We start from the raw sequence: 22,453 nt of genomic DNA on the forward strand, positions 1-22,453 counted from the left end.
CCGGGCTACCCAATCGCACTCACCTGTAGCCCGGATAAGGCGTTTACGCCGCCATCCGGGGCTTAGCTAAATAGGGCGGTAATCGACGCGCTGCCGAGGCTGTGGAAATGGACGTTAAAGCCGACCATCGCGCCGCTCGCGCCCTCATCGACCGCAATTTTTTCGACGTCCAGCGCGTGGACGGTAAAGATATAGCGATGGGTCTCGCCTTTTGGCGGCGCCGCGCCGCCGTATCCGGCCTGGCCAAAATCGGTACGGGTCTGAATCGCCTCTTCGGGCAGTTCCGCCTGTCCGGAGCCAGCTCCCTGCGGTAATACGCGGGTATCGGCCGGAAGATTGGCCACCAGCCAGTGCCACCAGCCGGAGCCGGTGGGCGCATCGGGATCGAAGCAGGTCACCACAAAGCTTTTGGTTCCGGCCGGCACATCGTCCCACGCCAGATGCGGCGAGATATTATCGCCATCGTAGCCCATGCCGTTAAAGACATGACGATTGGGCAGCTTCTCACCATCCTGTAAATCATGACTGATTAATTTCATCGTCTCTCCTCGTAGTCATCCGCTGATTAGCCAGAAAGTGTAGCGCGAGAGAGGCGCCATTACCGTCGCTTATTCGCTAAAAAATGTTTCTTCCTGAACCGCGGCGTTTACCGCCCGCGTCAGGCGGCTCAGCTGATCCGGCGTAATGATGTACGGCGGCATCAGGTAAATCAGGCGACCGAACGGGCGGATCCACACGCCTTGTTCGACGAAAAAGCGCTGCAGGGCGGCCATATTCACCGGCCGATGCGTCTCGATCACGCCAATCGCTCCCAGCACCCGCACATCGGTAACCTGCGCGGATTCGCGCGCCGGGGCCAGCTCGGCGCTGAGCTGCGCTTCAATGGCTGCCACCTGCTGCTGCCATTCGCCGCTTTCCAGCAGGCGCAGACTCTCGGTCGCCGCCGCGCAGGCCAGCGGGTTGCCCATAAAGGTCGGGCCGTGCATAAAGCAGCCGGCTTCCCCGTCGCTGATAGTTTCTGCCACCTGACGGGTGGTGAGGGTGGCGGAGAGGGTCATGGTGCCGCCGGTCAGCGCTTTGCCGAGGCACAGAATATCCGCCGCAATCCCTGCGTGCTCGCAGGCGAACAGCTTACCGGTTCGACCAAAGCCGGTGGCGATCTCATCGGCGATCAGCAGGATGCCCTCGCGATCGCACATCCTGCGGATCCGCCTGAGCCACTCGGGGTGGTATATCCGCATTCCGCCAGCGCCCTGAACAATCGGCTCGAGGATCACCGCGGCGATTTCATGGCGGTGGGCGGCCATCAGACGGGCGAAGGGCACTATATCCCGCTCATCCCAGTCGCCGTCGAAGCGGCTCTGCGGCGCCGGGGCGAAGAGGTTATCCGGCAGATAGCCCTGCCACAGGCTGTGCATTGAGTTCGTCGGATCGCAGACCGACATCGCGCCGAAGGTATCGCCGTGATAGCCGTTGCGGAAGGTGAGAAAGCGCTGGCGCGGGTCACCTTTCGCCTGCCAGTACTGCAGCGCCATTTTCATCGCCACTTCGACGGCGACGGAGCCGGAATCGGCGAGGAACACGCATTCGAGGCTTTCCGGGGTCATCGCCACCAGCTGGCGGCACAGGGCGACCGCGGAAGGGTGGGTAATCCCACCGAACATGACGTGCGACATCTGGTCAATCTGCGCTTTCATCGCCGCGTTCAGGCGCGGGTGATTGTAGCCATGAATGGCCGCCCACCAGGACGACATGCCGTCAACCAGCTGCCCGCCGTCGGCGAGGGTTAGCTCACAGCCGTGGGCGGCCACGACCGGATAGACCGGCAGCGGCGAAGTCATTGAAGTGTAAGGGTGCCAGATGTGGCGCCGATCGAAAGCGAGATCGTCCGTTGTCATAATCGACTTGTAAACCATTTTGAAAGCATTTAGGTTTACGAGTATAAACCGAACCAACAATTAACAAAACCCTTTGGAGAGGCTAATGGCTCACCACCCCCGCTGGACAATGTCGCAAGTTACTGATTTATTTAATAAACCATTTCTGGATCTGCTGTTTGAAGCGCAACAGATCCATCGTCAGCACTTCGACCCGCGCCAGGTTCAGGTCAGCACGCTGCTGTCGATTAAGACCGGCGCCTGCCCGGAAGACTGCAAATACTGCCCGCAAAGCGCGCGCTATAAAACCGGTCTGGAATCCGAACGCCTGATGGAGGTTGAACAGGTGCTTGAGTCGGCGCGACAGGCGAAACAAGCCGGTTCAACCCGCTTTTGTATGGGGGCGGCGTGGAAGAATCCGAACGATCGCGATATGCCGTATCTTGAGCAGATGGTGAAAGGGGTGAAAGCGCTGGGGCTGGAAGCGTGCATGACCCTTGGCACGCTCAACGATAGCCAGGCCCAGCGTCTGGCCGGCGCCGGTCTGGATTACTACAACCACAATCTCGATACCTCGCCGGAATTCTACGGCAATATCATCACCACCCGCACCTATCAGGAGCGCCTCGATACCCTTGATAAAGTGCGCGATGCCGGAATTAAAGTGTGCTCCGGCGGTATTGTCGGGCTGGGGGAAACGGTCAAAGACCGCGCCGGGCTGCTGCTACAGCTGGCCAATCTGCCGACGCCGCCGGAAAGCGTGCCGATCAACATGCTGGTGAAGGTCAAAGGCACGCCGCTGGCGGATAACGACGACGTGGACGCCTTTGATTTTATTCGTACTATCGCCATTGCGCGCATCATGATGCCGACCTCGCACGTGCGCCTCTCCGCCGGTCGTGAACAGATGAACGAACAGACCCAGGCAATGTGCTTTATGGCTGGGGCGAACTCGATTTTCTACGGCTGCAAGCTGCTGACCACGCCAAACCCGGAAGAGGACAAAGACCTGCAGCTGTTCCGCAAGCTGGGGATTAATCCGCAGCAGACCGAGGTACTGGAAGGCGATAACGCCCAGCAGCAGCGGCTGGAGCAGGCGTTGATGAACCCGGATACCGAGGAATATTACAACGCGGCGGCGCTATGAGCTGGCAGCACCGCATCGAGCTGGCGCTGGCGGAACGGCAGGCGGCGGATGCCTTGCGCAGTCGCCTGCCGGTGACGCTGGGCGCAGGACGCTGGCTCAGCCGCGAAGGGCGGCGCTGGCTCAATTTTTCCAGCAACGATTATCTTGGCCTCAGCCAGCATCCGGCTATCGTCAAGGCCTGGCAGCAGGGTGCGGACCGCTACGGCGTCGGCAGCGGCGGCTCCGGCCACGTCAGCGGCTATAGCGAGGCGCACCGCGCGCTGGAGGAGCAGCTGGCCGACTGGCTGGGCTATCCGCGCGCGCTGCTGTTTATTTCCGGCTTTGCCGCGAATCAGGCGGTGATTGCCGCGCTGGCGGGCAAAGAGGATCGGATTGTCGCCGACCGTCTCAGCCACGCTTCGCTGCTGGAAGCCGCCAGCCTAAGCCCGGCGCAGCTGCGGCGTTTTCAGCACAACGACAGCCGCCATCTTGACGATTTGCTGGCGAAACCGCTATCCGGCCAGCAGCTGGTGGTGACCGAAGGCATTTTTAGCATGGACGGCGATAGCGCGCCGCTGGCTGAGGTTTCTCAGGCGGCGCGGGCGGCCGGCGCGCTTCTGCTGGTTGACGACGCGCACGGTATCGGCGCGCTCGGCGAAGAGGGGCGCGGCAGCTGCTACGCGCAGCAGGTACGCCCGGATCTGCTTATCGTCACCTTCGGTAAAGCGTTTGGCGTCAGCGGCGCGGCGGTGCTGTGCAGCGAGGCGCTGGCGGATTATCTGCTGCAGTTTGCCCGCCATCTGATTTACAGCACCGCCATGCCGCCGGCGCAGGCGGTGGCGCTGAGCGCCGCGCTGGCCGTGATTCGCAGCGACGAGGGTCAGCAGCGGCGGGAAACGCTGGCCGGCCATATCGCCGACTTTCGCCGGGGAATGTCCCACTATCCCGGGGAGCTCACTGATTCCGGCAGCGCGATCCAACCGCTGATCGTCGGCGACAACGCCCGCGCGCTGCGGCTGGCGGCGCGTCTGCGTGAGGAAGGCTGCTGGGCGACGGCCATTCGCCCGCCGACGGTCCCCGTCGGCAGCGCGCGGCTGCGCCTGACGCTGACCGCCGCGCACGAGTCTGCCGATATCGCCCGCCTGCTGGAGGTGCTGCATGACGGCGGTGAATAAGCGCGCCGTCGCGGCGGCGTTTGGCCGCGCGGCGGGACATTACGCTCAGCACGACGAATTACAGCGCCTTAGCGCCTCGCTGCTGCTGGAACAGCTCGATATCAAGACCTTTCCTGAGGTGCTGGACGCGGGCTGCGGCCCCGGCAGCATAAGCCGCTTCTGGCGCGATGCAGGGAGCCGGGTGACGGCGCTGGATCTTTCCGTCGACATGCTGGCGGAGGCCCGCCGCGGAAACTGCGCGCACCGCTACGTCGAGGGCGACATCGAAGCGCTGCCGCTGGCGGACGGCTGCGTTGATCTGGCGTGGAGCAACCTTGCGGTTCAGTGGTGCGACAATCTCGCGACCGCCATTGATGAGCTGTCCCGGGTCGTGCGGCCCGGCGGCCGCGTGGCGTTTAGTACGCTGCTGTCAGGTTCGTTACCTGAGCTCAATCAGGCCTGGCGAGCCATCGATGAGCGGCCGCACGCCAACCGTTTTCTCAGCGAGCAGGCGGTGCGTCAGGCGCTGGCCGGTCGCCGCGCCAGCGGCCACGTCCACGCCATCACGCTGCCGTTTCCCGACGCGCTCAGCGCGATGCGGTCGCTTAAAGGCATTGGCGCGACCCATCTGCACCACGGACGCAGCCCTGCGCCGCTCAGCCGCGGCAAGCTGCGGCAGCTCCAGCTCGCCTGGCCGCAGCAGCAGGGCCAGTGCCCGCTGACGTATCATCTTTTTACAGGAGTTATCGAACGTGACTAAACGTTTCTTCGTTACCGGCACCGACACCGAGGTGGGGAAAACCGTCGCCAGCTGCGCGCTGCTGCAGGCGGCCAATCGCGAGGGATTTAAGAGCGCGGGCTACAAACCGGTGGCTTCCGGCAGCGACTATACGGCCCAGGGATTACGTAATGAGGATGCGCTGGCTTTACAGCGCAATAGCCGCGTGGCGCTGCGCTACGAGCAGGTCAATCCGTTCACCTTTGCTGAACCGACGTCACCGCATATTATCAGCGCTGATGAAGGGAGACCGATTGACGCCGCCGCGATTTCTGCTGGCCTGCGCGAGCTGGAAGCGCTGTCCGACTGGCTACTGGTGGAAGGGGCGGGGGGCTGGTTTACGCCGCTGTCAGAAACGCTGACCTTTGCCGATTGGGTACAGGAAGAGCGGCTGCCGGTGATTTTAGTGGTCGGCGTTAAGCTGGGGTGCATCAACCATGCCATGCTGACCGCTCAGGCGGTGCTACAGGCCGGACTGCCGCTGGCGGGCTGGATAGCCAACGATATCCAGCCGCCCGCCAGGCGCCATCCTGAATATCTGGCAACGCTGAAACGCGTGCTGCCCGCGCCGTTTCTTGGCGAGATCCCGTGGCTGGCGGAGGCGGCTCAGCGCGAGGATCTCGGTCAGTATCTCGACCTCAGCGCGCTGGATCGGGCGTCATCCACTTCGCCAGCAGCGGGGCATCCAGCTGGATAACGTCTCCCTGGGCTACGCTGCGTCCACAGTGCAGCAGACAGAAACGATCCGCCACCCGACGAATAAACGGCAGGTGCTGTTCGGCGATCAGCACCGTCAGGCCAATATCGCGGTTCAGGCGCATCAGTAAATCCCCGAGCTTGTGCAGGAAGCGCTGGCCGCCGCCGCGCGAAGGTTCGTCGAGGATCAGCAGGCGCGGACGGGTTATCAGCGCCCTGGCCAGCGCCAGCTGATACTGATCGTCGGCGCTCAGGGTAATCCCTTTACTTTGGCGCAGAGCGTACAGCTCGGGGAACAGATCGTAAATCTCTCCGGCGACCGCTGACGCCGGTTCGCCGCCCGCCGCAAGGGCAATGTGCAAATTTTCCTCCACGCTCAGCTGCGAAAAAATCCGTTTATCCTGCGGTACATAGCCAATGCCGATGGCGCTGCGCGACTGCGCGGAGAGCGGCATCAGGTCATAGGGCGCCGATCCTCCGTCCTGCCAGGTGATAGTGCCGCTGGCCACCGGCAGATGACCGGTAATACAGTTGACGAGCGTGGTTTTCCCCATTCCCTGGCGCCCCATGACGCAAGTGCATTTACCGGGTTTGAGCTCAAGGTCAACATTCCACAGCGTGTGCTGGCTTCCGTAATAGTGGTTCACGGCGCGTAGACTCAACATAGACGTTTTCTCCTTTCCTGGGATAGCAGGCGACGAGAAGATTCTGCAAATCTCTTGCCAGGAAAAAGAACTCTCGGTATTTGCTGGTCAATACAGGTGCGACCGGGCACAAGCGGACCGACCTTGCACTTTCCCGGTGCCCGCGCGCTGAAATGTGGTGCAAAAAATAACAAAAAATCTAGCCACTCTTCGCCAATAAACAGCAAAAAAAATTCAATTAATTTTTTTCGCGGCGGGTTTGGTCGGGGCGACGGGTTTTGTTCGGGTGGCTCGGGTCATGGGCTGCAGACAGTTATCCACTATTCCTGTGGATAACCTTGTGTATTAGAGTTAGAAAACTTGCGGTAAGCTAGAGAGTACGCGGCCTGCGGCCGAATTGGCGCGAAACCCGTCTTTTATTAAATTCTATTAAATATCAATTATTTAAATAAAATCAATGCCTGTAAGAAAAGTGTCACCGACTGCCATAAAACATTCATCCCCTCGCTTGACAAATGTTAAATGGTCATACTTTTTGGGGATAACCCTGAGGCGTGGTCGATTATCCCGTAAAGCGGTTTTTATTCGTCCATGTTGGCGGTAAAAAGCGCTAATTAGTCCGACTACGATAATACGGCACTGTTTTTATATCCAGTATTTTTTATTGGCAAAAGCTGAGCCGGCGAGTAGAATTAAACACCTGCCGTTCAACCCTTCTTCAGGTTCTGATTGATGAGTAAACCGTTCAAGCTGCATTCTGCTTTCCGTCCCTCCGGCGATCAGCCGGAAGCCATTCGTCGCCTGGAAGAGGGGCTGGAAGATGGCCTGGCGCATCAAACCCTGCTCGGGGTCACCGGCTCAGGTAAAACGTTTACCATCGCCAACGTCATTGCTGACCTGCAGCGTCCGACGATGGTGCTGGCGCCAAACAAAACCCTGGCGGCGCAGCTATACGGCGAAATGAAAGAGTTCTTCCCGGAGAACGCGGTGGAGTATTTCGTCTCGTACTACGACTACTACCAGCCGGAAGCCTACGTGCCAAGCTCGGACACCTTCATCGAGAAAGATGCGTCGGTGAACGAACATATTGAACAGATGCGTCTGTCGGCGACCAAAGCGCTGCTGGAGCGTCGCGACGTGGTGGTGGTGGCCTCGGTCTCCGCTATCTACGGTCTGGGCGATCCGGATCTGTATCTGAAAATGATGCTGCATCTGACGGTCGGCATGATTATCGACCAGCGCGCTATTTTGCGCCGCCTGGCCGAGCTGCAGTATACCCGCAACGATCAGGCCTTCCAGCGCGGTACCTTCCGCGTGCGCGGCGAGGTGATTGATATCTTCCCGGCGGAGTCTGACGATATCGCGCTGCGCGTTGAGCTGTTCGATGAGGAAGTTGAGCGCCTGTCGCTGTTCGATCCGCTGACCGGTCATATTGAGTCGACGATCCCGCGCTTCACCGTTTATCCCAAAACCCACTACGTCACCCCGCGCGAGCGCATCGTCCAGGCGATGGAAGAGATTAAAGTTGAACTGTCGGAGCGGCGTAAGGGACTGCTGGAGAACAACAAGCTGCTGGAAGAGCAGCGTCTGAGCCAGCGTACGCAGTTCGACCTCGAAATGATGAACGAGCTGGGCTACTGCTCGGGGATTGAAAACTACTCGCGCTATCTGTCGGGCCGTGGGCCGGGCGAACCGCCGCCGACGCTGTTTGACTACCTGCCGGCCGATGGTCTGCTGGTCATCGATGAGTCCCACGTCACGATCCCGCAGATCGGCGGTATGTACCGCGGGGACCGGGCGCGCAAAGAGACGCTGGTGGAGTACGGTTTCCGCCTGCCGTCGGCGCTCGATAACCGTCCGCTCAAGTTTGAAGAGTTTGAGGCCCTGGCGCCGCAAACCATCTATGTTTCGGCGACGCCGGGAGCCTATGAGCTGGATAAATCCGGCGACGAGGTGGTGGACCAGGTCGTCCGTCCTACGGGGCTGCTGGATCCGGTCATCGAAGTGCGTCCGGTAGGCACCCAGGTCGACGATCTGCTCTCGGAGATTCGCATCCGCACCGCGATCAACGAGCGCGTGCTGGTCACGACGCTGACCAAACGCATGGCGGAAGATTTAACCGAATATCTGGAAGAGCACGGCGAACGGGTGCGCTACCTGCACTCGGACATCGACACCGTGGAGCGCATGGAGATTATCCGCGATCTGCGCCTCGGCGAGTTTGACGTGCTGGTGGGGATCAACCTGCTGCGTGAAGGTTTGGATATGCCGGAAGTGTCGCTGGTGGCGATCCTGGATGCCGATAAAGAAGGCTTCCTGCGCTCTGAACGCTCGCTGATTCAGACCATTGGCCGCGCGGCGCGAAATATCAACGGCAAAGCGATTCTCTACGGCGATAAAATCACCCCGTCGATGGCGAAAGCGATCGGGGAAACCGAGCGCCGCCGCGAGAAGCAGCAGGCGTACAACGAAGAGCACGGTATCGTTCCGCAGGGTCTGAATAAGAAAGTGGTCGATATTCTGGCGCTCGGTCAGAATATCGCGAAAACCAAAACCAAGGGGCGCGGCAAGTCTCGCTCACCGGTTGAGGCGGATGTCGTCGCGCTAACGCCGAAGGCGCTCCAGCAGAAGATTCACGAACTGGAAGGGCAGATGATGCAGCACGCGCAGAACCTGGAGTTTGAAGAGGCGGCGCAAATTCGCGACCAGCTTCACCAGCTGCGCGAGCTGTTTATCGCCGCTTCGTAGCGGCGTTGCCAGATAAATATCGCCCGGGCCTTACCGGGTCTTCGGGCGATGGACGGGATGTGTTTTTCGTAGGTCGGGTAAGGCGCCAGCCGCCACCCGACAGAAAAGCGGGCACATGAGCCGAAACGCTTTGGTTATTTGTTGCCCCTCTGTCGCGATTTTCCGTGATGCTTAATGTTGGCTTAATCTTGTTTGGCGAAACTATCCTCACTTTACTGAGGATAGCGCCATGCAAAAATTAACCTTCCGCGAATACCTGGCAGTCACCTGCGCGTTTGTTATCGTCGTTGCCTTTTTCCATCAGTGGGTGCTGACGTTCTGACGCGAAGCTTTAGGGAAGAGTACCCAGGCGCGAACGCCGGGCCCGGGCTGTCGGTTATGTAAAAAGAACTGCGCGTCGTGCAGCTGGGCGATGCGGGTGACGATGCTTAACCCGAGACCAATACCGCCATAGCGGCTGTCCATGCGGACGAACGCTTTGCTTAACTCACCGCTTTTAGCCTCATCAATTCCCGGGCCTTCATCCTCAACGGCCAGAATGGGCGTTGGGCCAGGCGCTATCGACACTTTAATCGTCGACCCCGTCGGGCTATAACGATGCGCGTTTTCGACCAGGTTACGTAAAATAACCTGCACCAGCGTGGCGTCGCCCGACACGATCGCCTCTCCATCCTTGACGTTGATCGCCAGCGTCTGCTGGCGCTGCTGCAGCATAGTCTCAAGCTCGCTCTGCAGCGGTTCGATTACATCCTCTTTCAGCGCAACCTGCTGATAGCTTCCGGCGGAGAATGACTGGCCAACGCGCGCCAGCTGAAGCAGCTGGGTAATGCTATTGGTCATTTGATCGAGACGCTGAATTAGCGGGTCCACGCTAACGCCATGCACTTTCGCCAGAAGCTCCAGGTGCAGACGCAGCCCGGCCAGCGGCGTGCGCAGCTCATGGGCGACGTCGGCGGTAAACAGACGCTCGCGATCGAGGGTTAAATTCAGGCGGGACACCAGCTGATTAATCGCGGTGGTCACCGCGGTGACTTCAGGAACCGATTCCTTCAGCGTGATAGGCTGCAGGTTGTCCGGGGTGCGGCTTTCCAGCTCGAGCTGCAGTCTGGAAAGCGGCTTTGTGATTTTTTTCACCGCCAGCAGGGAGATATACAGCGCCAGGCCGATAATCAGCAGGCTTGGGATCAGCAGGCTGGCTACCGCTTCGCGAACCTCATGCTCTATATGCTTCTGATTGTTATGCCCTTCAATGGCGCTGGCGACCAGCAGCTGAATCTGCTCCTGACTTTCATGCCACAGCCAGAACACGCTGATGAGCTGACAAACGGCCAGAATAGCGCCAATTGTCAGCAGCAGCCGATGACGCATAGTCCAGTTTTCACTGACAAAAAAAGCCATAGCGTTATTCGGTCTCCGCGTTATCAACCAGCATATAGCCAAAGCCCCGGACGGTGCGGATGCGTGATTTGCCGACTTTATCGCGCAGATTATGGATATGCACCTCCAGCGTATTGGTGGCCGGTTCGTTGTCCCAGCTGTAAATGTCGTTGTAGAGAATTTCGCGATGCACCGGGCTGCCTGCTTTCATCATCAGGCGTGAAAGCAGAGCGTACTCTTTGGGCGTTAAATCCAGGGACTGCTCGCCGAGCCAGACCAGCCGCCGGGTGACGTTCAGGCGCAGATTGCCGACGGACAGTTCGTTATCGCCCTGATTATTGTGACGACGCAGCAGGGCGCGAATGCGCGCGTTCAGCTCTTCCAGCGCAAACGGCTTAACCAGGTAGTCATCCGCGCCGGTATCCAGGCCGCTGATGCGGTCATCCACGGTATCGCGGGCGGTGAGGATCAGTACCGGCTGGCTGAACTTCTCCCGTCGCATGCGCGCCAGGAAGTGCAGACCGTCTTCATCCGGCAGGCCGAGGTCGAGAACCACCAGGCTGTAGTGGTTGCTGGCCAGAGAGAGGGCGGCTTCGTGGGCGGTTGATACGCCGTCGCAAACGTAGCCCTCGCTTTGCATCGCCAGGATTAACCCTTGTAACAGGAGCGCATCGTCTTCAATGACTAAAATTTTCATCGGCCTGCCTCTCTACATGGCGTTAAAATATCGTCTGTTGCCTGGTACTCGCGGGTGCTGACCCCGAGCAGACCGAGCAGGGTGGAGAAAAGATTATCCTGCGAATACGCTTGCGTTTTCGCTTTTTGCTGCAAACACTGGCTGGACACGCCATAGCGCTGTTGATAATCCGCTGACAGCCACAGCAGCATCGGGACGTGTTTTTGCGTCTCCGGGGCGATGGACCACGGTAGCCCGTGTAAATACACCCCATCCTCGCCAAGCGACTCGCCGTGATCCGAGAGATACACCAGGCTGGTGGTAAATTTATCCTGCTTTGACTGCAGTAATTTTATCGCTTTGTCGACCACATAATCGACATACAAAATCGTATTATCGTAGGTATTGGTGAGCTGCTGCTGGGTACAGCTCTGAATCTCGTTGGTGTCGCAGGTGGGCGTAAACTGTTTAAACTGCGCCGGATAACGATTGTAGTAGGTTGGGCCGTGGCTGCCGATAGTGTGCAGAACGATAATCCCGTCCTGCTGCAGATTATCGATATAGTTCTCCAGGTTATGGAACAGCACCTCATCGTAGCACTCGCCGTCGATGCACTGGCCGCTAAGCTTGAGATCGGTGACGTTCTGGTGCGGTACCCGGTCGCAGGCTCCTTTACAGCCGCCGTCGTTATCATTCCACTGAACCTGAATTCCCGCGCGCTGCAGGATATCCAGCACGCCTTCCTGATGGTGCGCCAGCTCTTCATCATAGTGGGCGCGCGGCATATTAGAGAACATGCACGGTACAGAAACCGCGGTCGCGGTGCCGCAGGACGTGGTGTCGGGGAAATAGATAACATTATCCTGTTTCAGGCGCGGGTTGGTCTCGCGGGCGTAGCCGTTCAGGGAAAAGTTTGCCGCCCTTGAGGTTTCGCCTAACACCACGATAGTCAGGTTTTTCCGCGGTCCGCTGCGCATCTCCGGCTTCTGAACCGCGTCTTCGCCAATTTTGACCAGCGGAAGATTATCCATCCTGTTATGCGCATACCAGGAGTTCACGGCCACAATGCTGTTTGACGGGCTCAGGGACTTAACCAGCTCTTTATTATTGCGAAACAGCGAGGCGTAATCTTTATAGAAAAATGCCGCGACCAGAATAATCAGTAGCGCTGAAACCACGATGCTCAACAGCCTTACCGCCACGCTGCGCCACAGGGTTGCCGGTTTGCGGATTTTAACCCACCAGGCCACGACCACCGCCAGAATGCCGGAGAGTCCCAGGATCAGGACCATTTTTCCGGAGAGTAGCGCAAAGCTTTCGGCGGGAGTGGTATCGAGAATATTGGTGATCATCGCCCGATCGATAACCACGCCAAAGGTCCAGATAAAATACTGGGCCGAGGCGCTAAGCAGAATAAACAGGCTGATAACGAGGCGGTCAAGCTTAAGAAATGACGCTAGCGTGGTGATGATATTCATCACGCTGATAGCCACTATCGGCATACTGAGGAACACCAGCCAGTTATGCAGGCCGTTGACCGGCAGCAGGGTAAACGCCTGGCGATAGAAAGCGATGTTCAGCGCCAGGCCAATATAGCAGGCGAACAGAATCAAATAGACCGTACGGTTAAGCATTGGCCGACGTAAAGAAAATAACGACATAGCGAAGTCCATATAAAGAGATGTTCGCTATGCTGCCCGTTTTTTTTTAAGACAACCTTAAGATTTTAAGCCTGCCTGTTTTTGTCGCGAGGATAAGGCCACGTTGAGGATTAGCCTAAGGCCTGAATCGCTTTATCCAGCGCGCGGCGCAACAGCTGGCGATCGTGACGATAGGGCACATCGCTGGCGTCCAGCGGCGTCTGAATGACGACCCGATCCTTAATCCCTGCGATATCGGCTTTCGGGCCGACAACCAGCGCGTCAATCACCCGTTTACCAATCTGCTGCTCCATAATGGCGACCCTGTCCGCCAGCGTCAGGCTGGCTGCCGGGCTATGCTCTTTGCCAAGGTTATCGATAAACACCATTGGCGCGGGCGTGCGGCGCAGCGCCTTCGCCATCTCATCAAGCAGCAGAATCGGCATCAGGCTGGTATAGAAGCTGCCGGGGCCAATCAGGATTAAATCGGCTTCGGCGATGGCTTCTATCGCTTCACGGGTGGTGGGCACCGGCGGGGAGAGCATAAGCTCGCGCGGCACGCTGGCAAGCTGATCGATATTCACTTCACCGTAAACTTCGTGCCCTTCATGGTCGATGGCCATAAGATCGACCGGTTGTTCCGACATCGGGATCAGAAACGCGTCGACCTTAAGAAGATTCCTGATCAAATTGATCGCTTCAAGCGGGCGCACGCTCAGGTGATCCAGCGCCTTAAGCATCAAATTGCCGAGGTTATGCCCGGAAAGCTCGCCGTTGCCGCTAAAACGGTACTCAAACATCGCCGAGGCCACGCTGGGTTCGGCGATGAGCTGATTAATACAGTTGCGCATATCGCCCCAGGCGATGCCGCCTTCCGCGCGACGAATGCGCCCCGTAGAGCCGCCGTTATCGGTCGTGGTGACGATGCCGGTGAGGCGTGAACCGAGCGAAGAGAGGGATGACATTACCCGGCCCAGCCCGTGCCCGCCGCCGAGTGCCACCACGCGATCCAGATCGGCGAAAGTGCGATTGCGCATAAAAATCCCTTATAACCATTTATCGGGCTCACAGTAACCGATCTACCCCTAAAAGACGATGGGCTGAATCTGACAAACTGACCGACATCAATGCAAAAGCGTGGTTTTTAGCTATTCTGTAGCGAAAATACGCGATCGTATCGATATATACATTATTATATAACGAAACTGGAAATGGCATAACCGTTATTAAAGCGCTACTATTCGGCGTAACCCACTAACACTCTAGCCTCTGTGCCTGTGTCGAAAGATATGGTGCTTTGGCCGTGACAACCTCGGTTGCCACCAGGGCGCGAAAAGAAATGACCGCGTCTCCCGTATTTGGAAAGGTGTCTATGGCTTCACAGCTTACCGATGCATTTGCGCGGAAGTTTTACTATCTGCGTTTATCAATTACCGACGTATGCAACTTTCGTTGTACCTACTGTCTTCCCGATGGCTATAAGCCCGGCGCCGTCACCAATAAAGGCTTTCTCAGCGTTGATGAAGTTCGCCGCGTGACGCGCGCGTTCTCCGCCCTGGGGACGGAAAAGGTGCGCCTGACCGGCGGCGAACCCTCGCTGCGTCGCGATTTTACCGACATCATCGCCGCGGTGCGGGAAAACCCTTCTATTCGCCAGATTGCGGTCACCACCAACGGCTACCGGCTGGCGCGCGACGTTGAAAGCTGGCGCGATGCCGGGCTGACGGCGATTAACGTCAGCGTGGATAGCCTCGATGCGCGTCAGTTTCACGCCATCACCGGCCAGGACAAGTTTCATCAGGTGATGGACGGCATCGATGCCGCATTTGCCGCTGGCTTCGAAAAAGTGAAGGTCAATACCGTGCTGATGCGCGACGTTAACCATCACCAGCTCGACACTTTTCTGGCGTGGATCCAGCCGCGCCGCATTCAGCTGCGTTTTATTGAATTGATGGAAACCGGCGAAGGCAGCGATCTGTTCCGCCGCCATCATATCTCTGGCATGGTGCTGCGCGATGAGCTGCTGCGTCGCGGCTGGATCCATCAGATCCGCCAGCGTAGCGACGGCCCGGCGCAGGTGTTTTGCCATCCGGATTATGCCGGGGAAATCGGTCTGATTATGCCTTATGAAAAAGACTTCTGCGCCACCTGTAACCGTCTGCGCGTCTCTTCCGTGGGTAAATTGCACCTGTGCCTGTTCGGCGAAGGCGGCGTCGATCTGCGCGATCTGCTCGCCGATGAGCAGCAGCAGCCGGCGCTGGAGGCGCGCATATCCGAGGCGTTAACGCACAAAAAACAGACCCACTTCCTGCATCAGGGCAACACCGGTATTACCCAGAACCTGTCCTATATTGGCGGATAATTCATTTTAAGGAGCGATCAGATGAGCCAGGCCAGCGCTGAGTTTATCCCGACCCGTATTGCTATTCTCACCGTCTCCAGCCGACGTGGCGAAGAGGACGACACCTCCGGACACTGGCTGCGCGACGCGGCTGAGGAGGCGGGGCATGTCATCGTCGATAAGGCGATTGTGAAAGAGAACCGCTACGCCATTCGCGCTCAGGTGTCGGCGTGGATTGCCGGCGATGAGGTGCAGGTGGTGCTGATTACCGGCGGCACCGGTTTTACCGACGGCGACCAGGCGCCGGAAGCGCTGCTGCCGCTGTTTGACCGCGAAGTGGAAGGTTTCGGCGAGGTGTTCCGCATGCTCTCCTTCGAAGAGATCGGTACCTCGACCCTGCAGTCCCGCGCCGTTGCCGGGGTGGCGAACCGCACGCTGATTTTTGCGATGCCCGGCTCAACCAAAGCCTGTCGTACCGCATGGGACAATATTATTGCGCCGCAGCTCGATGCGCGCACGCGCCCGTGCAACTTTATCTCTCATCTTAAGAAGTAATTTATGACGCAGCTGACCCATATTAACGCCGCCGGCGAAGCGCACATGGTCGATGTCTCAGGGAAAGCGGAGACGGTTCGCGAAGCGCGCGCCGAGGCCTATGTTGAAATGCAGGCCACGACGCTGGCGATGATTATCGACGGTAGCCATCACAAAGGCGATGTCTTTGCCACCGCGCGCATTGCCGGGATCCAGGCGGCAAAACGCACCTGGGAGCTGATTCCGCTTTGCCATCCGCTGATGCTGAGCAAAGTCGAAGTCAATCTGCAGGCGCAGCCCGAGCATAACCGGGTGCGTATCGAATCCCTGTGCCGTCTGACCGGGAAAACCGGCGTTGAGATGGAAGCCCTGACCGCCGCTTCCGTCGCCGCGCTGACGATTTACGATATGTGCAAAGCGGTGCAGAAAGATATGGTGATAGGTCCGGTGCGCCTGCTGGCGAAAAGCGGCGGCAAGTCCGGCGATTTCAGAGTGGAAGATAGCCATGATTAAGGTTCTTTTTTTTGCCCAGGTGCGCGAACTGCTCGGCACCGACTCCCTGACGCTCGATCCGCAAGGCCTGACCACGGTTGAAGCCGTTCGCCAGCAGCTGATCGCCCGCGGCGACCGCTGGGCGCTGGCGCTGGAGGAGGGCAAGCTGCTGGCGGCGGTAAACCAGACGCTGACGACGTTTGATCACCCGCTGGCGGCCGGTGATGAAGTGGCGTTTTTCCCGCCGGTTACCGGGGGATAACATGACGCAGACGCGTATTATCGTCAGCCATGACCGCTTTAAGGTCGGCGACGAATACCCCTGGCTGGCCGAGCGCGATGAAGACGGCGCGGTAGTGACGTTTACCGGCAAGGTCCGCAACCACAACCTTGGCGACAGCGTCAAAGCGCTGACCCTCGAACACTATCCGGGGATGACGGAAAAGTCGCTGGCGGAGATTGTGGAACAGGCGCGCGAGCGCTGGCCGCTGGGCCGGGTGACGGTGATTCACCGTATCGGCGAGATGTGGCCCGGGGAGGAGATTGTCTTTGTCGGCGTCACCAGCGCCCACCGCGGTAGCGCGTTTGCGGCGGGGGAGTTTATTATGGATTACCTGAAGACCCGCGCGCCGTTCTGGAAGCGGGAGGCGACGCCGGAAGGCGAGCGCTGGGTCGATGCGCGAGATAGCGACCGTGAAGCGGCAGAACGCTGGTAGTGTGGTACGCTTAGAAGATAAATTTCGTTAATCAGGAGACAGTCATGGATAGATATCCTCGTTCCGGGTCGATCGTACAGGGTCGCAGCGGACTTCAAACTTATATGGCGCAGGTGTACGGCTGGATGACGGTCGGGCTGCTGCTCACGGCGTTTATCGCGTGGTTTGCGGCCAACACCCCTGCGGTGATGATGTTTGTCTTTTCCAGCAAAATAACCTTTTTCGGCCTGATCATCGCCCAGCTGGGGCTGGTATTTGTGCTCTCCGGCATGGTGCAGCGGCTGAGCGCGGGAATGGCGACCACTCTGTTTATGCTCTATTCGGCGCTAACCGGGCTCACCTTATCCAGTATATTCCTCGTCTATACCTACTCATCGATCGCCAGTACCTTCGTGGTGGCAGGCGGGATGTTTGGCGTGATGAGCCTTTACGGCTATACCACTAAACGCGACCTGAGCGGCTTCGGCAATATGCTGTTTATGGCGCTTATCGGTATCCTGCTGGCGTCGCTGGTTAACTTCTGGCTGAAGAGCGAAGCGCTGATGTGGGCGGTGACCTACATCGGGGTGATCGTCTTCGTCGGCCTGACCGCCTATGACACCCAGAAGCTGAAAAACATCGGCGAGCAGATTGACGTTCGCGATGCGTCAACGCTGCGCAAATACTCGATTCTTGGGGCGCTGACGCTGTATCTGGACTTTATCAACCTGTTCCTGATGCTGCTGCGCATTTTCGGCAACCGTCGTTAACTCGTTCCCGGATGGCGGCGCGATGCGCCTTATCCGGGCTACCAGACCGCAGAAAACGATGAACCTGTAGCCCCGGTCAGCATCCGCGACCGGGGCTTTTTTGACTACTCGCCCGCCAGCTTGCGCTGGTTTTTCTCCCGCAGATGCTTCGCCCGGCTCTCCAGAATCAGGTAGCCGATGGTCGCCAGCAGCAGCGGCAGGAAGTAGTACAGGGCGCGATAGGCAAGCAGGGCGGCAATAATCGCGCCGCGCGAAATCTCTTCCCCGGAAAGCATGGCGATAAATACCGCCTCAAGCACGCCAATGCCTGCCGGAATATGCACGATAACCCCCGCAATGCTGCTGACCAGCAGCACGCCGAGCACGAGAAAATAGTCCACCTGCGGGCCCAGCAGCAGCCAGATAATCGCCCCCATCGCCATCCAGTTCAGGCTGGAAACCGCCATCTGCAATAACGCGAAGCGCCAGGACGGCAGAACCAGCCGCTGGCCTTTTATCGTCAGATGGCGCTTTTTAGCAAAGGCGCAGGCCCACAGGTAAAACGCGGAAATCAGCAGTAAAACGACGCCCAGAATTTGCAGCGACGACTGGCTGATATACCAGCGCTCGGGCACCTTCACCATGCCGGAGCTAAAAATAATGCCGCCGAGCAGAATATAGCCCAGCCAGTTGGTGGTAATGCTCAGGGAGAAGATACGGGTAATGGTTGCGCCGCTCAGGCCGAGGCGCGAGTAGAGCCGATAGCGCATACCAATCCCACCCACCCAGGTGCTGAGCGTCAGGTTAAAGGCGTAGCAGATAAACGACACCAGCATCACCTGGCGTTTAGCCAGCTTGTGGCCGCAGTAAGCGCGCCCCAGCAGGTCGTAGCAGCCATAGATCAGGTAGCTGGCGATAACCAACCCGATGGCGCTGAGCAGCGCCGTACGGTTGTAATCGCGAATGACCTTCCACACGTCCTGCCAGTCGATTTTTTGCGCGTAGACCACCAGCAGAACGACGACGGCGATAAAAAAGAGCACCGTCAGGATTTTTTTCGCCATCCGCCAGCGAGGGTGAGATTTCGCCATCAGGATTTCACCTCCTGGTTTTCCGGGTCCACGCGGTCCTGGGTTTCTATTTCTGGCTGTACCGGGGGCTGAACCCGCGACAGCAGCGGCGTATGGGCCGGTAGCCATCCGACCCAGGCAGGGAAGTGGCGCAGGAAGTGGAACGCCAGCACGCTAATGCCGAGCCGCCACCAGGTTCGTTTCGACAAAATGCGCTTATCGACCTCGCGGCAGTCGTTAAGGATTAAGCCATTGAGATTATCGCGCAGCGTCTGGTTAAACTCGCGGTCGTGAATCACCAGGTTGGCTTCCAGATTCAGCGACAGGCTCAGGGGGTCGAGGTTGCTGGAGCCCACAGTGGCCCAGTGATCGTCCGCCAGCGCCACTTTGCCGTGTAGCGGACGGCGGCGATATTCGAAAATCTGCACGCCGCCTTTTACCAGATAGTGGTAGAGCAGGCGCGCGCCGAATTTGACAATCGGAATATCCGGCTCACCCTGAACGATGAGCTTAACGCGCACGCCGCGGCGGGCAGCGTTGCGCATAGCGTGCAGCAGCCGATAGCCGGGGAAAAAGTAGGCGTTAGCGATAATCACTTCCCGGCGGGCGCTGGTCAGCATCTTCAGATAGTGACGCTCAATATCATCGCGATGATCCTGATTATCCCGCCAGATAAACAGCGCCTGCGCTTCGCCGGGGTTGCGGTTGATTTCAGGCTTATGCCGACGCCGCTGCCACCAGCGTCGGGTCGCTTCGCTGGTGGGGAGGTTTTCGAGTTCAAATTGCAGAATATCGAGCACTACCGGCCCTTCGACCTGTACGGCGTAATCCTGTTTGGCCTCCGGACCGTAATCGGTCATGTGCTCGGCGGAGTAGTTAATGCCGCCGACAAAGGCGGTAACGTCGTCAATCACCACGATTTTGCGATGCATACGGCGAAATAAATTGGTGCGCATGCCGAGCAGGCGCGGGCGCGGATCGTAATAGCGAAAAATCACGCCAGCCGACGTCAGCTCGCCCACAAAGCTTTCGCTTAAATCCGGCGAGCCGTAGCCGTCCAGTAAGACCTCGACGCGCACGCCGCGCTGGGCCGCTTTTAACAGAACGGCATGGAGCTGTTTGCCGACGTCATCTTCAAACCAGATAAAAGACTCAAGGATCACCCGCTGCTGCGCGCGGCCGATGGCGGCAAACAGGGCCGGATAATAGTTATCGCCATTTTCTAATAGCCGAATGCGGTTTCCTTCCTGCCAGCTGCATTTCACAGATGTATCTCCACGCTAAGCGGTGCATGATCGGACAGATGACGCCACTGTTTTAACGCCAGCGCTCTGGGCTGGCTGGCGTGGGCGTTTTTTACGTAGATGCGGTCAAGTCGCAGCAGCGGAAAGCTGACCGGGAAAGTGCGCGCCGGGCGCCCTCTGGCGCGGGTAAAAATCTCCTCCAGCCCGGCCTGGGCTTTAAGCTGGCGGTTCGCCTGCTGCCGCCAGTCGTTAAAATCACCGGCTACCACCACCGGTTCGCCCGCGGGTAAACCGTTCACCCAGTCTGCCAGCATCGTCAGCTGGGCCTGACGTTGATGAGCGCGCAGTCCCAGGTGCACGCAGAATAAATGGATAGCGATGCCGCTTTCCGGCGGGACGATGCGGCAGTAGAGCAGGCCGCGCTTTTCGCTGTTGCCGACCGAAACATCGAGATTTTGATAATGTTCGATGGGGAAGCGGGAGAGGACCGCGTTGCCGTGATGCCCTTCCGGGTAAACGGCGTTGCGGCCGTAGGCATAATCGCTCCACATGGTATCGGCCAGAAACTCATAGTGGGTGGTATCCGGCCAGTTTTCGATATGCAGCGGATGAATTTCGTGCGCCCCCATTACCTCCTGCAGGCAAACAATGTCGGCGCTGACGCTGCGCACCGCTTCGCGTAATTCGGGCAAAATAAAGCGGCGATTGAACGCAGTAAACCCTTTATGGGTGTTAATTGTCAGCACGTTTAACGAAAATCGCGGCATTTGTTTGTCCTTATTTCTCTGGGCAATGTCACTTTCCTGTAGGAAATAGTGTAGTAGAGGTCACAAAAAGATGCGGTGATACGGAATTTTCCGTAAAGTGCGGTACTCTGAGTAGCAGAGAAAAATCCTTCAGGAGAGAAGCCATGAAGTGGCAACAACGTGTACGCGTCGCAACGGGTCTTAGTTGCTGGCAGATTATGTTGCATCTACTGGTCGTGGCAGTACTGGTGATGGGTTGGATGAGCGGCGCGCTGGTGCGCGTCGGATTAGGTTTGTGCGTGCTGTACGGCGTCACGTTAGTGTCGATGCTGTTTTTGCAGCGCCATCACGATGAGCGCTGGCGCGACGTCGGTGATTTCCTTGAGGAACTCACCACCACCTGGTACTTCGGCACCGCGGTGATCGTGCTGTGGCTGCTGTCGCGCGTGCTGCACAATAACCTGCTGCTGGCCCTCGCCGGGCTGGCAATACTGGCCGGTCCGGCGGTGGTTTCACTGCTGGCAAAAGATAAAAACAGATACGCTAAATCGTTCGGGCTACAACAAGGCGGCAACGCAGCGAATCCCCAGAAGCATAGATAACTATGTGACTGGGGGGAGCAAGGCGAGCCAGCACAGTTGTGGCTTGAACGATGACGAGTATTACGCGATCTTTCTTCGGAACATCGCATACGCCGCCGAGCCGGTGGTGGCCGCTATGACCAGTAGCGGCCACAAACTTCCCCACACGATTTCCAGACTCGCATCCTTCAAATAGATCTGCTTGGTGATATCGGTGAAATGACGAATCGGGTTCACCCACGTCAGGTTTTGTAGCCATACCGGCATATTTTCCACCGGCGAAACGTAGCCGGAGAGTAAAATCGCCGGCATCATAAAGACGAATACGCCGATAAACGCCTGCTGCTGCGTGGAGCACAGCGACGAAATCAGCAGTCCGAATCCTACCAGCGACAGACCGTAAACGATCATCGTGAAGTAAAACAGCAGCAGTGAGCCAGCGAAGGGAATCTGATAGGCCCAGATACCGATCCCCAGCACGATGGTCGCCTGCAGGGTGGCGACAATCAGCGCCGGGACCGCTTTACCGATAAAGATCTGCCAGGTTGCCAGCGGCGAGACCAGCAGCTGGTCGAGCGTCCCCTGTTCGCGCTCGCGGGCAACGGAGAGCGAGGTGACGATCATTACGCCGATGGTGGTGATCATGGCGATCAGCGACGGCACCACGAACCATTTGTAATCGAGATTCGGGTTATACCAGTTGCGAACCACCAGCTCGCTATTGTTCGGTTTGGCTTTGCCTTCCAGCAGGTCCTGCTGATAGCCTTTGACGATCTGCTGGAGGTAGTTGGCGGCAATTTGCGCGCTGTTGGAGTTGCGCCCGTCCAGCAGCAGCTGGAGCGGGGCGGTCTGGTTGGTGTCGAGGTTGCGCGAAAAATCCGCCGGGAAACGCACGACCAATAGCGCTTTTTGTTCATCGATGGTCGGTCTTATTTCCTGAGGGCTTTTCAGTAACAGCACGTGGGTGAAGGCTTTGGCGCGGGCAAAGCGCTGGGTCAGCTCCACGGCGTGCTTGCCGTTGTCTTCGTTATAGATGGCGATGGTGGCGTTCGTTACCTCCAGCGTGGCGGCAAAGGGGAACAGCAGCACCTGAATGAGCACCGGCATAATCAAAATCGCCCGCGTCTGCGGTTCACGCAACAGCGACTGTAGCTCTTTGCGGATTAACGTCCATAAGCGATGAAACATCTTATATTCTCTCTTTATACTGCTTTGTATTCCCGGACTGCGCTTATCCTGGCTACCCAATCTGGCAGAAACGGTAGCTCGGGTAAGACGTTAGCCG

Annotated in this window: 23 protein-coding genes and 1 riboswitch; of the genes, 12 read left to right on the forward strand and 11 right to left on the reverse strand. The window is 58.2% G+C overall.

Annotation, left to right across the window (positions count from 1 at the left end; translation table 11 throughout):
* Nucleotides 1–62 precede the first annotated feature (62 nt).
* Together MKleb_RS08380 and bioA are read right to left on the reverse strand one after the other, a co-directional pair.
* Nucleotides 63–539: a kinase inhibitor gene (locus MKleb_RS08380; RefSeq protein ID WP_009653774.1), complete on the reverse strand. Its 477-nt coding sequence runs from the start codon at nt 537–539 to the stop codon at nt 63–65.
* Nucleotides 540–608: 69 nt separating this feature from the next.
* Nucleotides 609–1,898 carry an adenosylmethionine--8-amino-7-oxononanoate transaminase gene (gene bioA, locus MKleb_RS08385; protein WP_025108117.1) on the reverse strand — a complete coding sequence of 430 codons (1,290 nt, stop codon included), beginning with the start codon at nt 1,896–1,898 and terminating at the stop codon, nt 609–611.
* Between the two features lie 85 nt (nt 1,899–1,983).
* On the opposite strand from bioA, the gene bioB reads away from it, so the two are divergent.
* Genes bioB through bioD form a run of 4 tightly spaced genes read left to right on the forward strand, consistent with a single transcriptional unit; the run spans nt 1,984 to nt 5,632 of the window.
* On the forward strand, nt 1,984–3,024 hold the full coding sequence (bioB, locus tag MKleb_RS08390; RefSeq protein ID WP_025108116.1) for a biotin synthase BioB: 1,041 nt from the start codon (nt 1,984–1,986) through the stop codon (nt 3,022–3,024).
* Complete coding sequence (gene bioF / locus MKleb_RS08395) at nt 3,021–4,178, forward strand: 8-amino-7-oxononanoate synthase (RefSeq protein WP_025108115.1); 1,158 nt, start codon at nt 3,021–3,023, stop codon at nt 4,176–4,178. Before bioB ends, bioF begins: the two co-directional genes overlap by 4 nt.
* Nucleotides 4,162–4,917 carry a malonyl-ACP O-methyltransferase BioC gene (gene bioC / locus MKleb_RS08400; protein ID WP_025108114.1) on the forward strand — a complete coding sequence of 252 codons (756 nt, stop codon included), beginning with the start codon at nt 4,162–4,164 and terminating at the stop codon, nt 4,915–4,917. Before bioF ends, bioC begins: the two co-directional genes overlap by 17 nt.
* A complete protein-coding gene (gene bioD, locus MKleb_RS08405; RefSeq protein ID WP_025108113.1) occupies nt 4,910–5,632 on the forward strand; it encodes a dethiobiotin synthase in 723 nt (240 codons plus the stop codon). The genes bioC and bioD overlap by 8 nt, the downstream gene beginning before the upstream one ends.
* Here bioD and MKleb_RS08410 read toward each other — a convergent pair.
* Nucleotides 5,574–6,296, reverse strand: a complete 723-nt coding sequence (locus MKleb_RS08410) for an ABC transporter ATP-binding protein (protein ID WP_014228488.1) — start codon at nt 6,294–6,296, stop codon at nt 5,574–5,576. The two genes, bioD and MKleb_RS08410, sit on opposite strands and share 59 nt — an antisense overlap.
* 711 nt (nt 6,297–7,007) lie before the next feature.
* On the opposite strand from MKleb_RS08410, the gene uvrB reads away from it, so the two are divergent.
* A complete protein-coding gene (gene uvrB / locus MKleb_RS08415) occupies nt 7,008–9,023 on the forward strand; it encodes an excinuclease ABC subunit UvrB (protein WP_004849041.1) in 2,016 nt (671 codons plus the stop codon).
* 300 nt (nt 9,024–9,323) lie between these two features.
* Here the strand turns inward: uvrB and pmrB are convergent, their stop codons facing one another.
* The 4 genes from pmrB to yvcK form a co-directional block, all read right to left on the reverse strand.
* Nucleotides 9,324–10,421 (reverse strand): two-component system sensor histidine kinase PmrB, encoded by a 1,098-nt coding sequence (pmrB, locus tag MKleb_RS08420; RefSeq protein ID WP_014228490.1) that lies wholly within the window; start codon nt 10,419–10,421, stop codon nt 9,324–9,326.
* Nucleotides 10,422–10,425: 4 nt separating this feature from the next.
* Nucleotides 10,426–11,097, reverse strand: coding sequence for a two-component system response regulator PmrA (pmrA, locus tag MKleb_RS08425; RefSeq protein ID WP_004849045.1), 672 nt, complete (start codon nt 11,095–11,097; stop codon nt 10,426–10,428).
* Nucleotides 11,094–12,737 carry a phosphoethanolamine transferase EptA gene (gene eptA, locus MKleb_RS08430; RefSeq protein WP_025108112.1) on the reverse strand — a complete coding sequence of 548 codons (1,644 nt, stop codon included), beginning with the start codon at nt 12,735–12,737 and terminating at the stop codon, nt 11,094–11,096. The genes pmrA and eptA overlap by 4 nt, the downstream gene beginning before the upstream one ends.
* 110 nt (nt 12,738–12,847) lie before the next feature.
* Nucleotides 12,848–13,753 (reverse strand): uridine diphosphate-N-acetylglucosamine-binding protein YvcK, encoded by a 906-nt coding sequence (gene yvcK / locus MKleb_RS08435; RefSeq protein ID WP_004849048.1) that lies wholly within the window; start codon nt 13,751–13,753, stop codon nt 12,848–12,850.
* A gap of 209 nt (nt 13,754–13,962) precedes the next feature.
* Nucleotides 13,963–14,101: riboswitch (molybdenum cofactor riboswitch) on the forward strand.
* On the opposite strand from yvcK, the gene moaA reads away from it, so the two are divergent.
* The 6 genes from moaA to MKleb_RS08465 all read left to right on the forward strand — a co-directional run bounded on the left by moaA (nt 14,089) and on the right by MKleb_RS08465 (nt 17,548).
* Nucleotides 14,089–15,078 carry a GTP 3',8-cyclase MoaA gene (moaA, locus tag MKleb_RS08440; RefSeq protein ID WP_014837864.1) on the forward strand — a complete coding sequence of 330 codons (990 nt, stop codon included), beginning with the start codon at nt 14,089–14,091 and terminating at the stop codon, nt 15,076–15,078. It overlaps the preceding riboswitch by 13 nt.
* Nucleotides 15,079–15,099: 21 nt before the next feature.
* Nucleotides 15,100–15,612, forward strand: a complete 513-nt coding sequence (moaB, locus tag MKleb_RS08445) for a molybdenum cofactor biosynthesis protein B (protein WP_009653795.1) — start codon at nt 15,100–15,102, stop codon at nt 15,610–15,612.
* Between the two features lie 3 nt (nt 15,613–15,615).
* A complete protein-coding gene (moaC, locus tag MKleb_RS08450; protein WP_014228494.1) occupies nt 15,616–16,104 on the forward strand; it encodes a cyclic pyranopterin monophosphate synthase MoaC in 489 nt (162 codons plus the stop codon).
* Nucleotides 16,097–16,345: a molybdopterin synthase sulfur carrier subunit gene (moaD, locus tag MKleb_RS08455; RefSeq protein ID WP_004849056.1), complete on the forward strand. Its 249-nt coding sequence runs from the start codon at nt 16,097–16,099 to the stop codon at nt 16,343–16,345. The genes moaC and moaD overlap by 8 nt, the downstream gene beginning before the upstream one ends.
* A gap of 1 nt (nt 16,346) precedes the next feature.
* The gene (moaE, locus tag MKleb_RS08460) at nt 16,347–16,799 is read left to right on the forward strand and encodes a molybdopterin synthase catalytic subunit MoaE (RefSeq protein ID WP_004849058.1); all 453 of its coding nucleotides are present in this window, start codon (nt 16,347–16,349) and stop codon (nt 16,797–16,799) included.
* Between the two features lie 44 nt (nt 16,800–16,843).
* On the forward strand, nt 16,844–17,548 hold the full coding sequence (locus tag MKleb_RS08465; protein WP_025108111.1) for a Bax inhibitor-1/YccA family protein: 705 nt from the start codon (nt 16,844–16,846) through the stop codon (nt 17,546–17,548).
* A 104-nt stretch (nt 17,549–17,652) separates the two neighbouring features.
* Here the strand turns inward: MKleb_RS08465 and MKleb_RS08470 are convergent, their stop codons facing one another.
* From MKleb_RS08470 to MKleb_RS08480, 3 genes are read right to left on the reverse strand one after another with little or no spacing between them, the layout of a single operon-like run.
* The gene (locus MKleb_RS08470) at nt 17,653–18,618 is read right to left on the reverse strand and encodes a lysylphosphatidylglycerol synthase transmembrane domain-containing protein (RefSeq protein ID WP_025108110.1); all 966 of its coding nucleotides are present in this window, start codon (nt 18,616–18,618) and stop codon (nt 17,653–17,655) included.
* Nucleotides 18,618–19,862, reverse strand: coding sequence for a cardiolipin synthase ClsB (gene clsB, locus MKleb_RS08475; protein ID WP_014837867.1), 1,245 nt, complete (start codon nt 19,860–19,862; stop codon nt 18,618–18,620). The genes MKleb_RS08470 and clsB overlap by 1 nt, the downstream gene beginning before the upstream one ends.
* Nucleotides 19,859–20,608 (reverse strand): endonuclease/exonuclease/phosphatase family protein, encoded by a 750-nt coding sequence (locus MKleb_RS08480; RefSeq protein WP_014228498.1) that lies wholly within the window; start codon nt 20,606–20,608, stop codon nt 19,859–19,861. The genes clsB and MKleb_RS08480 overlap by 4 nt, the downstream gene beginning before the upstream one ends.
* Before the next feature lie 143 nt (nt 20,609–20,751).
* Here MKleb_RS08480 and MKleb_RS08485 point away from each other — a divergent pair, with 143 nt between their 5' ends.
* A complete protein-coding gene (locus MKleb_RS08485) occupies nt 20,752–21,189 on the forward strand; it encodes a YbhQ family protein (RefSeq protein ID WP_004130686.1) in 438 nt (145 codons plus the stop codon).
* Between the two features lie 60 nt (nt 21,190–21,249).
* Here the strand turns inward: MKleb_RS08485 and MKleb_RS08490 are convergent, their stop codons facing one another.
* On the reverse strand, nt 21,250–22,356 hold the full coding sequence (locus tag MKleb_RS08490; RefSeq protein ID WP_025108109.1) for an ABC transporter permease: 1,107 nt from the start codon (nt 22,354–22,356) through the stop codon (nt 21,250–21,252).
* Nucleotides 22,357–22,453: the final 97 nt, after the last annotated feature.

The sequence above is a fragment of the Klebsiella sp. PL-2018 genome, from assembly GCF_019048985.1.
Taxonomy (GTDB): domain Bacteria; phylum Pseudomonadota; class Gammaproteobacteria; order Enterobacterales; family Enterobacteriaceae; genus Klebsiella; species Klebsiella michiganensis.

What these genes read in the sequence shown, in the direction of transcription:
- MKleb_RS08380 (WP_009653774.1), bottom strand. Translation starts at nt 539, where the DNA reads ATGAAATTAATCAGTCATGATTTACAGGATGGTGAGAAGCTGCCCAAT.
- bioA (WP_025108117.1), bottom strand. Translation starts at nt 1,898, where the DNA reads ATGACAACGGACGATCTCGCTTTCGATCGGCGCCACATCTGGCACCCT.
- bioB (WP_025108116.1), top strand. Translation starts at nt 1,984, where the DNA reads ATGGCTCACCACCCCCGCTGGACAATGTCGCAAGTTACTGATTTATTT.
- bioF (WP_025108115.1), top strand. Translation starts at nt 3,021, where the DNA reads ATGAGCTGGCAGCACCGCATCGAGCTGGCGCTGGCGGAACGGCAGGCG.
- bioC (WP_025108114.1), top strand. Translation starts at nt 4,162, where the DNA reads ATGACGGCGGTGAATAAGCGCGCCGTCGCGGCGGCGTTTGGCCGCGCG.
- MKleb_RS08410 (WP_014228488.1), bottom strand. Translation starts at nt 6,296, where the DNA reads ATGTTGAGTCTACGCGCCGTGAACCACTATTACGGAAGCCAGCACACG.
- uvrB (WP_004849041.1), top strand. Translation starts at nt 7,008, where the DNA reads ATGAGTAAACCGTTCAAGCTGCATTCTGCTTTCCGTCCCTCCGGCGAT.
- pmrB (WP_014228490.1), bottom strand. Translation starts at nt 10,421, where the DNA reads ATGGCTTTTTTTGTCAGTGAAAACTGGACTATGCGTCATCGGCTGCTG.
- pmrA (WP_004849045.1), bottom strand. Translation starts at nt 11,097, where the DNA reads ATGAAAATTTTAGTCATTGAAGACGATGCGCTCCTGTTACAAGGGTTA.
- eptA (WP_025108112.1), bottom strand. Translation starts at nt 12,737, where the DNA reads ATGTCGTTATTTTCTTTACGTCGGCCAATGCTTAACCGTACGGTCTAT.
- yvcK (WP_004849048.1), bottom strand. Translation starts at nt 13,753, where the DNA reads ATGCGCAATCGCACTTTCGCCGATCTGGATCGCGTGGTGGCACTCGGC.
- moaA (WP_014837864.1), top strand. Translation starts at nt 14,089, where the DNA reads ATGGCTTCACAGCTTACCGATGCATTTGCGCGGAAGTTTTACTATCTG.
- moaB (WP_009653795.1), top strand. Translation starts at nt 15,100, where the DNA reads ATGAGCCAGGCCAGCGCTGAGTTTATCCCGACCCGTATTGCTATTCTC.
- moaC (WP_014228494.1), top strand. Translation starts at nt 15,616, where the DNA reads ATGACGCAGCTGACCCATATTAACGCCGCCGGCGAAGCGCACATGGTC.
- moaD (WP_004849056.1), top strand. Translation starts at nt 16,097, where the DNA reads ATGATTAAGGTTCTTTTTTTTGCCCAGGTGCGCGAACTGCTCGGCACC.
- moaE (WP_004849058.1), top strand. Translation starts at nt 16,347, where the DNA reads ATGACGCAGACGCGTATTATCGTCAGCCATGACCGCTTTAAGGTCGGC.
- MKleb_RS08465 (WP_025108111.1), top strand. Translation starts at nt 16,844, where the DNA reads ATGGATAGATATCCTCGTTCCGGGTCGATCGTACAGGGTCGCAGCGGA.
- MKleb_RS08470 (WP_025108110.1), bottom strand. Translation starts at nt 18,618, where the DNA reads ATGGCGAAATCTCACCCTCGCTGGCGGATGGCGAAAAAAATCCTGACG.
- MKleb_RS08480 (WP_014228498.1), bottom strand. Translation starts at nt 20,608, where the DNA reads ATGCCGCGATTTTCGTTAAACGTGCTGACAATTAACACCCATAAAGGG.
- MKleb_RS08485 (WP_004130686.1), top strand. Translation starts at nt 20,752, where the DNA reads ATGAAGTGGCAACAACGTGTACGCGTCGCAACGGGTCTTAGTTGCTGG.
- MKleb_RS08490 (WP_025108109.1), bottom strand. Translation starts at nt 22,356, where the DNA reads ATGTTTCATCGCTTATGGACGTTAATCCGCAAAGAGCTACAGTCGCTG.